Here is a 13043-nt window from a genome sequence, read left to right as displayed (position 1 = left end):
CATGCCGAAGACTCGGCCCGGATCGCGGCGGCGCAATGGCCGCGCAAGCGGTTTCGGCATTAAATTTTCGTCATGATTTCAACGGATCCCGACGTCGAAAGGATTTGTGACGGGTGTCCTTTCAGTCTCGTGCAAGCCGGGGCTGGTAATCCCGAATTATCTTCAGCTTGGTGAGCCGGCTCGTAAAATTCCGCTGTCGAAATTTATGGTTAAAACCTTGTTAAAAGCCTTGGCGTTATAGTTTTTGTAGTCGATATTTCATTTATTGCGGGAGCGATATTTTTTGAAATCAGCCGGGGAACTTCTGGAGTTGGCTTGCCGCCGGATCGCTGATCTGGATACCCCGGCCTATGTCAAGAACAGCGAACTGCGTTATATCGCTGTCAACGAGGCCTATGCCCGTTTTCTAGGCCGCGAGATCTCCGATTTCATTGGCAGGCGCAGCCGCGAGCTCTTCGACCGTCCCGAGGAAGAGGAGCGCGAGGACAAGGAACGCCGCGCACTGGTGTTCGGCACCGAGGAAAACGCCATCTGCTTCGATGCGGCGGGTGTCGGCCACGAACGCATCCAGATCGAAAGCTTCTCGCCGTCGCCGGACCGGGCTTATGTGCTCGGCATTTTCGAAGTGCGCGAGACGCCACGCCGAGCCCTTGGAGACGGGAAGGGCGCCGGTGATCATGGCCTTGCCGGCGATTTCGCCCGCGTGCGCGAGGCGCTGGAAAAGCTCGACCACCCGATCGGCATCTTCGCCGAAGACGGCCGGCCTCTGGTCGTCAACGCCGCCTATCGCAACGGCGAGAAAACGGTAGCCCCTAGCGATTCGAGCTGGCACGCGAGCGTCGACGAACGCGACCTGCTGCGCACCATCATGGAGGATCTGCCCGTCGCGGTTTTCGTGCGCGACGAGAAACATCGCCTCGTCTATGCCAACCAGTATTATGAGACTTTCAGCGGCCATGAGCGCTCGCGGGTGCTGGGAATGACCGAATATGAAATGTTCGGCCCGGAGGGCGGCGAGGCGATCTACCAGGAAAACCGGCTGTCGCTGGAACAAGACCTGTCGCAGGAGCTGGAAGGCGTAATGCCGAGCAAGGATGGCCGCATCCATCCCGTGATCTCGCGAGTCAAGCGTGTCGTGACGGCGGACGGGCGAGCCTATGTCGTCGGCTCCTTTTCTGATATTTCACCGCTCAAGGAGCGGGAGAAGGCACTGATCGAAGCGCGGAAGCAGGAAGAAGTGCTGCACCGGGATATCGAGAATATCCTGCGCTCGCTGCCGGTCGGCGTGCTGATCCTCGATAACGACCACCAGATCCTCTACGTCAACGACGAATTCTACAGCATCTGGGAGCTGCCGCTCGACGATCCCTTCGACGGCCGGCCCTTCATCGACGTCATCCGCCGCAATTATGAGCTCGGCCGCTACGACGGCACGCAGACGCCCGAGGAAATCTACGCTTTCCGCAAGCACCTGTTCGAAACCGAGGAGCCCGAGCCGATCGAGCTCGGCTGGGCGGGCGGCAAATCCGTCATCTTCGATAGCCGCCGTATCTCGAACGACCGGATCCTGCTGACCTATGCTGACATCACGGCTGTGCGTGAGCGGGAAAATGAAGTCCACGAGGCCCGTGCCGCGCTGGAACATCTCGGCGAGATGATGCGCGACGCGACACACGCCATGCCGCAGGGCCTCGCCATCGTCCAGGATGGCATTATCAAGATGTCTAATGAGGCGCTGGCTCATATCCTGGAGATTCCCGCCACCTATATCGAGACCGGGCAGGATTGGCTCGGCATGTTCGAATTCTGCGCGGCGCGCGGCGATTTCCACGAGGACGCGGCCGAGATTCTGCAGGGTTGGCGCGACAATATCGCGGCGAGGTTGCCGATCTCCACGGCCTTCCATGTCGGCGGCGAGCGCTGGGTGAACATGGATGCGACGGTCAGCAAGGGGCAGTACTGGGTGGCGCTTTTTACCGACGTCACCGACCTCAAGAGCCGCGAGGAGGAGCTGCGCCAGCTGCTGTCGCGCGCCGAAGCCGCCGATCGCGCCAAATCCGAATTCCTTGCCAATATGAGCCATGAGATCCGCACACCGATGAACGGCGTGCTCGGCATGGCGGAGCTGCTCGCCAAGACCAATCTCGATACGCGCCAGAAGACCTTCGTCGATATCATCGTCAAGTCGGGCAATGCGCTGCTGACGATCATCAACGATATCCTCGACTTCTCGAAGATCGACGCCGGGCAGATGAAACTGCGCAAGGCCGCCTTCGATATCACCGAAGCGGTGGAGGACGTGGCGACACTCTTGTCCTCGCACGCCGCCGAGAAGAACATCGAACTCCTGGTGCGGGCCGCACCCGACCTGCCCGCCGCCGTGATCGGCGACGCCGGGCGTTTCCGCCAGATCGTCACCAATCTGGTCGGCAACGCCGTCAAGTTCACCGAGCGCGGACATGTCTTCGTCGATGTCGGTTTCGAGGCGGCCGCCGGCGGCGAGATCATGGCGTGCATCCGCATCGAGGATACCGGCATCGGTATCCCGCCTGAGAAGCTCGAATCGGTGTTTGATAAATTCTCGCAGGTGGACGCCTCGTCGACCCGGCGGCATGAAGGAACAGGCCTCGGTCTTGCGATCACCGCCGGGCTCGTCGACCTTTTCGGCGGTTATCTCAACGTCGAAAGCGAATGGGGCAAGGGTTCCGTCTTCACCATCAACCTGCCGTTTGCGGTGGCGGCCGCCCGCCTTGAGCCGAAGCCGTTGCCGATCAACGTGCAGGGTGCGCGTATCCTCGTCGTCGACGACAATGAGGTAAACCGGCGAATCCTCACCGAGCAGCTGTCTCTCTGGGGTTTCGACGGCGTGGCCGCCGAGGGCGGCGGGACCGGGCTTGCGATCCTGGAGGCGGCGGCCGGTCTCGGCGTTACCGTCGATGCCGTCGTGCTCGACTATCACATGCCCGATATGAACGGCGCCGATGTCGCGCGCCGGCTGCGCGCCGATCCCCGCTTCGTCGAACTGCCGATCATCTTCCTGACGTCGATGGATATTTCGGGCACGGAAAAAGAATTTGCGGCGTTGAACGGGCACGCGCATCTGATGAAGCCGGCGCGCGCCAACGTGCTGCGCAACACCGTGGTCGAGGTGGTGCGCGCCAGCCGCGTCAAGCAGGCATCCGAGGCTGAGTTTGCCCGGCTACAGACGGAAGCGGCCGCGCCGGCGCCGGCGCCTCTGCCGCAGAAACGGACCGCTGAATTCGTCGACGTGCTCGTCGCCGAGGACAACGAGGTCAACCAGATCGTCTTCACACAGATCCTGCAAGGCACGGGTCTTTCCTTTCTCGTCGTCGAGAATGGCGAGGAGGCGGTCGCCGCCTGGGAGAGGCATACGCCGCGCATCATCATGATGGACGTCTCGATGCCCGTCATGAACGGCCATCAGGCGACCCGGGCGATCCGCGAAAGGGAAAAGGGGCCGGGCCACCGGGTGCCGATCATCGGCGTCACCGCCCATGCGCTCGAAAGTGACCGCGAACTCTGCCTCGACGCCGGCATGGACGACTACATGTCGAAGCCGATCAGCCCCGAGCTGCTCGAGGAAAAAATCCGCCAGTGGCTCGGAACGAGCGAGCAGCAGCCGGAGCGCACCAGCTACTGATTCGAACCTTCGGAAATCAGGATGCTCTCGAAATCCTGAGCGCCGTTGAGGATATGCAGGATCTCGATACGATCCTCGCCGACGCGATAAAAGATCAACAGTTGCCGTAAGGACGGCGGCGAAGGCCGGTGTGTTCGTAACGTCGAACCAATGAAAAACCGTTCGGCGTTTCTGCCAGACGCTCACACCGTTCCAGCAGTTCTTGGATGAAGCTTGCCGTCCGCTGCGGATTGTCCTCAGCGATATAGTCGCCAATACGTTCGAGATCCGCCTCCGCCTGGGTGGTGATCAAGACGATCACGAACGGCCGTCATATTTGGCCGCAAGGCGGGCGGCGACATCGCTGATGGGCTTAAAGCTGCCTGCTTCCGCGTCGGCGATCCCCTGGCTGATTGCCAGATCGAGCGCCATCAACCGTTTTTCCCGCTCCTCGACAAGCCGGACACCTTCCCGCGGAACTTCGCTGCGAGAGTTGTAACGCCCCGATTTCACGAGTGAGTTCGTTCACATAGTTTTCGAGTTGCTGTCCAAGATTCGCGCTGCTGGCTATATTGGTTCCTCTCGGACTATTATCGCACAGAGTGATAACTGTTAGCAGAGCCGTTTGAATCGATCGCACTTACCCGAGTTTACTTGATGCCGCAGAGCATTTCGCGCTTGCCGGCAAAGCCCTTGCGGCGCTCGACGGCAAAACCTGCGGCGATGAGGTTGCGGCGCACGAAGCCAGCCGCCGCATAGGTGGCGAAGGTGCCACCGGCTGCGCTTTTCTCGCAGACGAGCCGCATCAGTTGCTCCGACCACATATCGCTGTTGCGCGACGGGGCGAAGCCGTCGAGATACCAGGCGTCGAAGCCGGGCGGGGCTGCGGCCACGCCCTCCAAGGCATGGCCGCAGACCACGCTGAGCGTCGTCTGGGCATCGAGATCGAGCTCAACGATGCCATCGGGCGCTTGCGGCCACGCCGACGTCAGGGCCTCGCGTTCTGCATCGATCTCCGGCCAGTGCGACAGCGCCCGGCCGATTTCTTCGCCGCGCATCGGGTGGAGTTCGAAGGAGATGAAATGCAGGTGCTGGCCATCTGCACGGTGGAGTTTCCATTGCCGCCAGGTCTCGGCGAAGTTCAGCCCGGTGCCGAAGCCGAGTTCTCCGATCAGGAATGTCTGCCGCTCGTTCCAGCGCTCCGGCAGGCCGTTGCCGGCGAGAAAAACATGGCCGCATTCCAGCCGCCCGTCGGTCTGGCAATAAAAATGATCGCCAAAGGCGGTGGAATAGGGCATATCGCCGTCGCGCCATTCGAGCGGCTGCGGGGCGCCTGCGCCAATCTGATCGGGGTTCACGTCTGTCATGGAAAATGCCGATAATCCTGCGCCGGTCTCACGTCAATCGTCCTCAGAATTGCTGATCGTCGGCGGCGGCATCATGGGGCTCTGGGCGGCCGTCCATGCCGAGCGCCGGGGCATCCGGACTGTTATCAGTGATGCCGGCAGATTGGGCGAAGGTGCAAGCGGCGGCCTGCTCGGCGCGCTGATGCCGCATATGCCGGACCGGTGGTCGGAGAAGAAGCAGTTCCAGTTCGATGCGCTGGTCTCGCTCGAAACCGAGATCGCCGCGCTCGAAGCCGAGACCGAACTTTCTGCCGGTTACCGCCGTTCCGGACGGCTTATCCCGCTGCCGAAACCGCATCTCAATACAATAGCGCGTGGCCATTTCGAGGACGCCGAACGCCATTGGCGGGCGGGCGACCGCCGCTTCCACTGGCATGTGCTCGACGGGCCTGATGTAGACGGTTGGATTGAGGCGTCTGCCGGCGAGAGCGGCTTCGTGCACGACACGCTCGCCGCCCGCGTTGCGCCCCGCTTGCTGGTCGCAGCGCTCATCGCCTTCCTGCGGCGGGCAAAGCATGTTCGCATCCTGGAGCATGCGACGGTTGCCGGCCTCGATCCCGATCGCGGTACGGCCGAAATCAACGGCGAAACCATCGTTTTCAGTCACTGCATCCTGGCCGCTGGCCATCAGTCCTTTCCGTTGTTGCAGGGCCTGACGCCGGGGCTGAAACAACCGCTCGGCCAGCCGGTGAAGGGGCAGGCGGCATTGTTGAAAGCCGATATCGACCCGGCGCTGCCGACGATCTTCCTCGACGGGCTCTATGTCGTCGCGCATGAGGGCGGGCACGCGGCGATCGGCAGCACCAGTGAGAACCGTTTTGACGATCCTACATCCACCGACGTCCAGCTCGACGTGCTGATCGAAGCGGCGCGCGACATCGTACCGATGCTTCGCGACGCCCCTATTGTCGAGCGCTGGGCCGGGCTTCGCCCGAAGGCGATCGATCGGGATCCGATGATCGGTCGCCATCCCGACCACCGGCGCCTGATCGCGCTGACCGGCGGCTTTAAGGTCAGTTTCGGCCTCGCCCACCGGCTGGCGGAGGCGGCGATATGTATCGCAGGCGATACAGACTGCGGATTTTTGCTGCCGGAAAGCTTCGCAATTTCAAGCCACATCGCGGTGGCTTCACGTTAAACGTGAATTAGACGCCGCTGCCTTTCGTTATTCTGTCATGCAAATCACCTATCTGCTTGCGCATCGACAGCGCCGGATCTGAACGGCGCTCACTTCCTTGATGGAGGAAATTGCATGCGCTATGCTATTTGCTTCACGCCTCCGGCGAGCGACCCGTTGTCGCTCGTGGCCGCCAATTGGCTTGGCCGAAACGTGTTTTCGGGCGATATGATGGAGCCTCCGGCAGTTCGTGGCCTCGGCATTCACGAGATCGCCTTCCATACCGCCGTGCCGCGGCGCTACGGATTTCACGGCGTTTTGAAGGCGCCGTTCCACTTGTCCCGCGACATGCCCGAATCGCAACTCCTGCGCGATCTCATGCGTTTTTCCGGGACCTTTGTTCCCTTCCAGATTCCGCGTATCGAAGTCGCCCGGCTCGGCAATTTCTACAGCCTGCTGCCGAGCACGCCCTGCGAGCAGATCCAGTATCTCGCCTCGGCGATCGTGCAGGAATTCGATCGTTTCCGCGCACCGCTCAGCGAGGCCGAGATCGAACGCAGCGATCCGGACGGGCTGTCGGCGACGCAATTTTCCAATCTGCATCGCTGGGGCAATCCCTATGTGATGGAGGAGTTCCGCTTTCATATGCCGGTGACGGGCCCCGTCAACGCGATCGACATGCCGCGCATCGAGCCGGTATTGCGGACGATCTTCGAGCCTGTCCTCTGCGAACCTATCACGGTTTCGAACGTGGCGCTGATGATCGAGGAGGGCACTGGCGGTCCTTTCCGTGTTCATTCGCTGCATCCGATGGGCAAGGTCAGTGCGCGCAAGATCGCCTGAGTATCCGCTCTAAGGATTTGTTCCGTAACGGTAAATTCCGTTGCGCAGTTTCCGTCTCGACATTCCGGCTGCGGATGCTACCGTTCCCCGTCTTTTCAGAAGGTGATTTGATGGTATCCGAGACCTATCCGCGCAATCTCGTCGGTTACGGGCGTCTGACGCCCGATCCGAAATGGCCGGACGAGGCACGCGTCGCCGTGCAGTTCGTCATCAACTACGAGGAGGGCGGCGAAAGTTCGATCCTCGACGGAGATCCGGCTTCCGAAAACCTGCTGTCGGAGATCGTCGGTGCGGCCGCCTGGCCAGGGCAGCGCAACCTCAACATGGAATCGATCTATGAGTACGGTTCGCGTGCCGGCTTCTGGCGGCTCTGGCGGATGTTCACCGATCTCAAGGTGCAGGCAACCATCTACGGCGTGACGCTGGCGATGGCCCGCAACCCCGAGGCCGTCGCCGCGATGAAGGAGGCCGGTTGGGAGATCGCCAGCCACGGTTATCGCTGGCTGGAATACAAGGATTTTCCTGAAGATCTGGAGCGCAAGCATATCCTCGAAGCCGTGCGCCTGCACACCGAGCTTACCGGCGAGCGGCCCTACGGCATGTATCAGGGCAAGCCTTCCGACAATACGCTTCGGCTGGTGCAGGAGGAGGGCGGTTTCCTTTATTCCTCCGATTCCTACGCCGACGACCTGCCTTACTGGGTGAAGGGCGTCGACGGGAAACCCTTCCTGATCATCCCCTATACGCTCGAAACCAACGACATGCGTTTTGCGACGCCGCAGGGCTTCAATGCCGGCGATCAGTTCTTCACCTATCTGAAGGATGCCTTCGACACGCTTTATGAGGAAGGCAAGGCGGGCAGCCCGAAGATGATGTCGGTCGGATTACATTGCCGCCTCGTCGGACGTCCCGGCCGGGCGGCAGCGCTGAAGCGCTTCATCGAATATGTGCTGAAGCATGACAAGGTCTGGATTCCGCGCCGCATCGAGATCGCCGAGCATTGGCACAAGCATCATCAGCCGGAAGCGCTCTGATGATGTCGCGCGAGGATTTCGTTTCCCGCTTCGGCGGCGTCTTTGAACATTCGCCTTTCATCGCCGAGCGTGCCTATGACGCCGGCCACCTGACGGAGCCGCTGACGGCAACCGGCGTGCATGCGTCGCTAACCGCTGTCTTCCGGGCTGCAAGCCCGCAGGAGCGCCTCGGCGTGCTCAGCGCCCATCCTGACCTTGCCGTTGCCGGGCGCCTCGCGATAGCGGGCGAACTCACCGAAGACAGCAGGAAGGAGCAGTCCGGCGCCGGTCTCGACCGCCTGAGCCCGGCCGAACATGCCCGCTTCACCGAACTCAATTCGGCCTATGTCGAAAAATTCGGCTTTCCCTTCATCATCGCCGTCAAGGGGCTCGGCAAGGACGATATCCTGTCGGCCTTCGAAACACGGATCGGCAACGGCAGGGACGCGGAATTTGCGACCGCGACGGCGCAAGTCGAGCGGATCGCACTGCTGCGCCTGACGACGATGCTGCCGGAGGTTGAATGAACGAGCGGCGCGCGATCGACTATCTCAATGAGATGTATGAGGCGGCATCCGAAGCGCTGTCTTTCGTCGGCGGAATGGATGGGACGGCGTTCGCCGGGGACAAGCTCACTTTCAAGGCGGTCACCTTTTGCCACTTCACCATCGGTGCCGCGGCATCCCGCTTGCTGGTGACTCATCCGGAATTTGCGAGCGAGCATCCCGATCTGCCGTGGACGAAAATCTGCGGCACGGGCAACCGTATCCTCGACGGCGTCTTCGATCTCGATCCTTCCGACATCTGGGAGGCGACGTATCGCACGCTGCCGGAGCTTCTTTCCGCGATCGATGCCATCCGTCACTGGCATGCCCAAGGTGAGTGAGCGATTGCCCCCACATCTCGACATCCGTCGGCTTACGAGATCCGCCTTTGCTCCCTTCGGCGAGGTGATCGAAGCCGATCCCGCCTCGATGCGGCTCATCAATGGCGGTACGACGGAGCGTTTCCATGCGCTCGCCGCCGCCGAGGCGACGGGCGAGGGTGCGCGCGTCATCATCAACCTCTTTCGTGGCCAGCCGCGCAACTTCCCCTATGAAGTCACCATGATGGAGCGCCATCCTTTCGGCAGCCAGAGTTTCTCGCCGGTCTCGGGCCGTCCTTTTCTCGTCGTCGTCTCCGAGGATGAGCACGGTCGCCCGGGCAGGCCGCAGGTGTTTCTGGCGCGCGGCGACCAGGGCGTGAACTATCGCCGCAACGTCTGGCACCATCCGCTGATGGCGCTCGGCCAAGCCGCAGATTTCCTGGTCGTCGACCGTGACGGGCCGGGCAATAATCTGGAAGAATACTTCTTCGAAACCCCTTATATCATCAAAGAGCCAGCCCCATGACCGGACTGACCACACATGTTCTCGACACCGCTCTCGGCAAGCCGGCCGAGGGCTTGAGGATCGATCTTTTCCAGCTTGACGGCGAGATCCGCAGGCATCTGAAGACGGTGGAGACCAATGCCGACGGCCGGGTTGATGGCGGCCCCATCCTCATCGGCGAAAATTTTCGGGCCGGCACCTATGAACTGGTCTTCCACGCCGGCGATTATCTGAGGGCCAGCGGCACGCCGCTGCCGGATCCCGCCTTCCTCGATCTCGTGCCGATCCGCTTCGGCGTTGCCGACGTCACAGCGCATTACCATGTGCCGCTGCTGATATCGCCCTATGGCTATTCCACCTACCGAGGCAGCTAGAGATGCGTTTTGCGGCAATTGCCGATATCCACGGCAACCATCTGGCGCTCGAGGCCGTGCTTGCTGATATTCGTGCGCAGGAGATCGAGGAGATCGTCAATCTCGGCGATTTCTTCAGCGGCCCGCTCGATGCCGGCAAGACGGCAGACTTGCTGATGCCGCTTAGCCTGACGTCGGTCCGCGGCAATCACGACCGCTATCTGATCGAGCAGGAGCCGGCGGCAATGCATGCTTCGGATGCGGCCGCCTACGGTCAATTGTCGTCGTCTCATCTCGACTGGCTGCGCAGCCTGCCATTCGATCTCGTCTATCGCGGCGAGGTCTATCTGTGCCACGCGACGCCGAAGGACGACAATCTCTACTGGCTGGAATCGGTCTCGCCGGAGGGCTTCGTCCTCCTGCAGCCGTTCGAGGCGATCGAGGCATTGGCCGAAGGCATCGACCTGCCGCTGATCCTCTGCGGCCACAGCCACATTCCCCGTGCTGTGCGCCTCTCCGATGGCCGCCTGATCGTCAATCCCGGCAGCGTCGGATGCCCGGCCTATGACGACGAACTGCCTTATTATCACAAGGTGGAAGCCGGCCATCCGCTGGCGAGTTATGCCATTCTGGAAAAGGCGGCGGGCGGATGGACATGGCAGTTCCGGACCGTCGCCTATGACTATATGGCGATGTCGGCACTGGCCGCTAAAAGGGGCCGTGCCGACTGGGCCGGCGCGCTGGCAACGGGCTGGGTGAGATAGAGCATGATGCCGAAAAGTGTGTGCGGTTTTCGGGCGACATCATGCTCTAACTATTTAATTTAGAACAGGATTCAGATTTTAGGCCGAACCGGAGTAAAATCATCCTGCGCTAGTCCAGACCCGCTTGCGCGGCGATCAGTCCTTCTTTGGGGCCGGCTTCGGCGCCGGAGGGATGATCGTTTGTGTCGGCACTGCGGCCGGTATTGCCGGCTTTGCCGCGGCGGGCGTCGCCGGTCTTGCCGGTTTTGCACCATCGAGATTTCCAAGGAGGGATGAGATGGCATCGTCGCCTTCGAAGCCGGCTTCCTTCAACAATTTGTCGAGGATCGGTTTGTTGGCCTGGTAGGAGAGGAGCTGGCTAGCCAGTCCTTCACCGAGCCCGATGCCGTTTCCGCCGCCCGCTCCGTTTCCACGGCCAAGCATGCCGCCGGTGTCGAATATCCTGATATCCGAGATCTTCTCGATAGGCTTGACCGCTTCGGCGAGCGCCTGCGGAATGATGCGGATCCGTTCGCGGGTGATCTCGAACTCGATGATGGCTGAGCTCAGCTTGTTGCGGGCGTCGTTGAGCAATGCCTCGCTCTCGGCCGCGGCCTTGCCGGTTTCGAGAATGCCCTTGGCCTTGATGATCGCCGCATCCGCCTCGGCGGTGGCGAGCGTCTTGATGGCCTCGGCCTGGTCGCTTGCCGCCTGTTTTTCGGCTTCGGCGCCGACGGTAACGGCGGTCGCTTCCGTCTCGGCTTTCTTGCGTGCGTCGATGACGGCAATCTGCTTTTCGCGTTCGGCAATCTCGATCGCCTTGGCGGTGCCGACCTTTTCTTCTGCCGCTATCGCCAGCGCGCGCGCCGTTTCCGCAGCCGCCTTCGCCTCGGATTCCTCACGGCTCTTGTTGGCAACAGCGATGGCGCTTTCCTGTGCCACGATCTGGAGGTCACGCTTGGCTTCGGTTTCGCGTTGCTGGACGGCGCGGGCGGCGTCGATGTTGGCGCTTTCGCGAGCCTGCTTGGCAGATGCCTCGCGTTCGGCGATCGCCTGTTCGGAAGCGATGCGGGCTTCCTCCTCAGCGCGTTTTGCGGCCTGCTCCTGCTGCGCGGTTTCGGCGCGTGTCGCCGCGGATTTGTTGGCGATGTCCCGTTCCTGGCTGAGTTCGGCTTCCCGCTTTGTCCGCTCGATGGTCAGCGATTGCTGACGGGCCTCGAGATCCTTCTGGGCGATGGCGACTTCGGTGTCGCGGACGATCTCGTTTCGCTCCTTCTTGCGTCCCTCGGTGATGCGGGTCAATGCAGCCAAGCCTTGCGCGTCGAAGAAGTTGTTGGCGTTGAAATGCTTGATATCGGTCTGGTCGAGGCGTGTCAGCGACACGGATTCGAGCTCGAGACCGTTCGACTGGAGATCGGCGCCGACGGCCTCCTGCACGGCCTTGACGAAGTCCATGCGCTGTTCCTGCAAAGCATCGAGGTTCATCGTCGCCGCCACCGAGCGAAGACCGTCGACGAATTTCGCCTCGATCAGGATGCGGAGAGCCTCGGCGTCGTTGGTGCGGTTGCCGAGTGTCTGAGCCGCAAGTGCAATCGAGGAGGCATCGGGTTTCACGCGCACATAGAATTCGGCGCCGATATCGACGCGCATGCGGTCCTTGGTGATCAGTGCATCGCCTTCGCCGCGGCGAACCTCGAGGCGCAATGTCTTCAGGTTAACCCGGGCGGTCGAATGGAAGATCGGCAGGACGACCGAACCGCCGTCGAGCACGACCTTCTGGCCGCCGAGACCGGTGCGCACATAGGCCTCGTCGCGGCTGGAGCGCGTGTAAAGCGAGGCGAGGACAAAACCGATGCCGAAGATCAGAACAATCCCAATGCCGGCTGGTAGAATAACGTCGTACATCATTGCTATTGCTGCTCCCTCAAAGATTGATTATCCGCATCGGCGGGGTCGACCGGCGCGGGAATGGCGATAAACACATTTGCCTTGTGATCGACGAGAAGAACCGAAGCGCCGATCGCGAGCGGACCTTCGCCCTTGGCGGCTCGGGCTCGAAGCACATGCCAGTTTCCATGCTGATCCTTGACGCGGACGCGGCCCGGCAGTCCCTGATCGAGCGGGCCGATCGAGACCTCGGCGGTCCGGCCGAGCAGGGCGTCGAGATCGACCGCATAGGTCTCGTCGTGCGGTACAACACGCGCCACGGTTCTGCTCGATGCCCTGACCATGGGGATGGTTGCCAGCGCGGCAGGTATGACGGCTATCAAGCTTGGCAGCGGCGCCCAGAAGGCGTTGGCGACGGCCTGCAAGGCAAAGCCCGTCATCGCGAAGAAGCCGAGCGTCAGCATCATGAGGATCAGCAGGGGAACACCGCCGAGATTGAGCCAGGAAAGGTAAGCCAGGATGCCGTCATGGCCATGAACCTCCGGCTTTCCCAGAAATTCCGTCATCGAAAAGCCCATGACCATCGCGAGCATCTCGATCGCGGTCAGGCCGACAAGGATCGCTGCGGCGATGGCGAAGGGCGCACATTCCGGTGAAAAAAGGAGCTCCAT

Annotated in this window: 12 protein-coding genes and 2 pseudogenes; 9 read left to right on the top strand and 5 right to left on the bottom strand. The window is 61.6% G+C overall.

The window, feature by feature from the left end; translation table 11 throughout:
• Window positions 1-283 precede the first annotated feature (283 nt).
• Window positions 284-3661, top strand: coding sequence for a PAS domain-containing hybrid sensor histidine kinase/response regulator (locus tag RWK44_RS08765; RefSeq protein WP_316028686.1), 3378 nt, complete (start codon window positions 284-286; stop codon window positions 3659-3661).
• On the opposite strand, the pseudogene RWK44_RS08760 reads toward RWK44_RS08765, so the two are convergent.
• The 3 genes and pseudogenes from RWK44_RS08760 to mnmD all read right to left on the bottom strand — a co-directional run bounded on the left by RWK44_RS08760 (window position 3655) and on the right by mnmD (window position 5007).
• Window positions 3655-3962: pseudogene (locus RWK44_RS08760) on the bottom strand (type II toxin-antitoxin system RelE/ParE family toxin). The gene RWK44_RS08765 and the pseudogene RWK44_RS08760 sit on opposite strands and share 7 nt — an antisense overlap.
• Window positions 3959-4211, bottom strand: a pseudogene (locus RWK44_RS08755) (type II toxin-antitoxin system ParD family antitoxin). Before RWK44_RS08755 ends, RWK44_RS08760 begins: the two co-directional pseudogenes overlap by 4 nt.
• A gap of 79 nt (window positions 4212-4290) precedes the next feature.
• A complete protein-coding gene (gene mnmD, locus RWK44_RS08750) occupies window positions 4291-5007 on the bottom strand; it encodes a tRNA (5-methylaminomethyl-2-thiouridine)(34)-methyltransferase MnmD (RefSeq protein WP_316028685.1) in 717 nt (238 codons plus the stop codon).
• Here mnmD and RWK44_RS08745 point away from each other — a divergent pair.
• The 8 genes from RWK44_RS08745 to RWK44_RS08710 all read left to right on the top strand — a co-directional run bounded on the left by RWK44_RS08745 (window position 5006) and on the right by RWK44_RS08710 (window position 10506).
• Window positions 5006-6184 (top strand): NAD(P)/FAD-dependent oxidoreductase, encoded by a 1179-nt coding sequence (locus tag RWK44_RS08745; protein WP_316028684.1) that lies wholly within the window; start codon window positions 5006-5008, stop codon window positions 6182-6184. The genes mnmD and RWK44_RS08745 overlap by 2 nt on opposite strands.
• 114 nt (window positions 6185-6298) lie before the next feature.
• A complete protein-coding gene (locus tag RWK44_RS08740; protein WP_316028683.1) occupies window positions 6299-7006 on the top strand; it encodes a DUF1045 domain-containing protein in 708 nt (235 codons plus the stop codon).
• Between the two features lie 110 nt (window positions 7007-7116).
• Window positions 7117-8040 (top strand): allantoinase PuuE, encoded by a 924-nt coding sequence (gene puuE / locus RWK44_RS08735; RefSeq protein WP_316028682.1) that lies wholly within the window; start codon window positions 7117-7119, stop codon window positions 8038-8040.
• A complete protein-coding gene (gene uraD / locus RWK44_RS08730) occupies window positions 8040-8546 on the top strand; it encodes a 2-oxo-4-hydroxy-4-carboxy-5-ureidoimidazoline decarboxylase (RefSeq protein WP_221942693.1) in 507 nt (168 codons plus the stop codon). Before puuE ends, uraD begins: the two co-directional genes overlap by 1 nt.
• Window positions 8543-8905: a HepT-like ribonuclease domain-containing protein gene (locus RWK44_RS08725; RefSeq protein WP_020051203.1), complete on the top strand. Its 363-nt coding sequence runs from the start codon at window positions 8543-8545 to the stop codon at window positions 8903-8905. Before uraD ends, RWK44_RS08725 begins: the two co-directional genes overlap by 4 nt.
• Window positions 8889-9410 carry an ureidoglycolate lyase gene (locus RWK44_RS08720; RefSeq protein ID WP_221942691.1) on the top strand — a complete coding sequence of 174 codons (522 nt, stop codon included), beginning with the start codon at window positions 8889-8891 and terminating at the stop codon, window positions 9408-9410. The genes RWK44_RS08725 and RWK44_RS08720 overlap by 17 nt, the downstream gene beginning before the upstream one ends.
• On the top strand, window positions 9407-9763 hold the full coding sequence (gene uraH, locus RWK44_RS08715) for a hydroxyisourate hydrolase (protein ID WP_316028681.1): 357 nt from the start codon (window positions 9407-9409) through the stop codon (window positions 9761-9763). Before RWK44_RS08720 ends, uraH begins: the two co-directional genes overlap by 4 nt.
• A gap of 2 nt (window positions 9764-9765) precedes the next feature.
• The gene (locus RWK44_RS08710; RefSeq protein WP_221942689.1) at window positions 9766-10506 is read left to right on the top strand and encodes a metallophosphoesterase family protein; all 741 of its coding nucleotides are present in this window, start codon (window positions 9766-9768) and stop codon (window positions 10504-10506) included.
• A gap of 135 nt (window positions 10507-10641) precedes the next feature.
• Here the strand turns inward: RWK44_RS08710 and RWK44_RS08705 are convergent, their stop codons facing one another.
• Entirely contained in the window at window positions 10642-12393 is a 1752-nt protein-coding gene (locus tag RWK44_RS08705; RefSeq protein ID WP_221942677.1) for a flotillin family protein, read from the bottom strand.
• Between the two features lie 2 nt (window positions 12394-12395).
• Window positions 12396-13043, bottom strand: a complete 648-nt coding sequence (locus RWK44_RS08700; RefSeq protein WP_131664529.1) for an OB-fold-containig protein — start codon at window positions 13041-13043, stop codon at window positions 12396-12398.

Origin of the sequence: Rhizobium sp. 25PS6 (assembly GCF_032464655.1) — a bacterium.
GTDB lineage: Bacteria > Pseudomonadota > Alphaproteobacteria > Rhizobiales > Rhizobiaceae > Rhizobium > Rhizobium laguerreae.
This window is presented reverse-complemented; position numbering and strand designations above follow the sequence as displayed.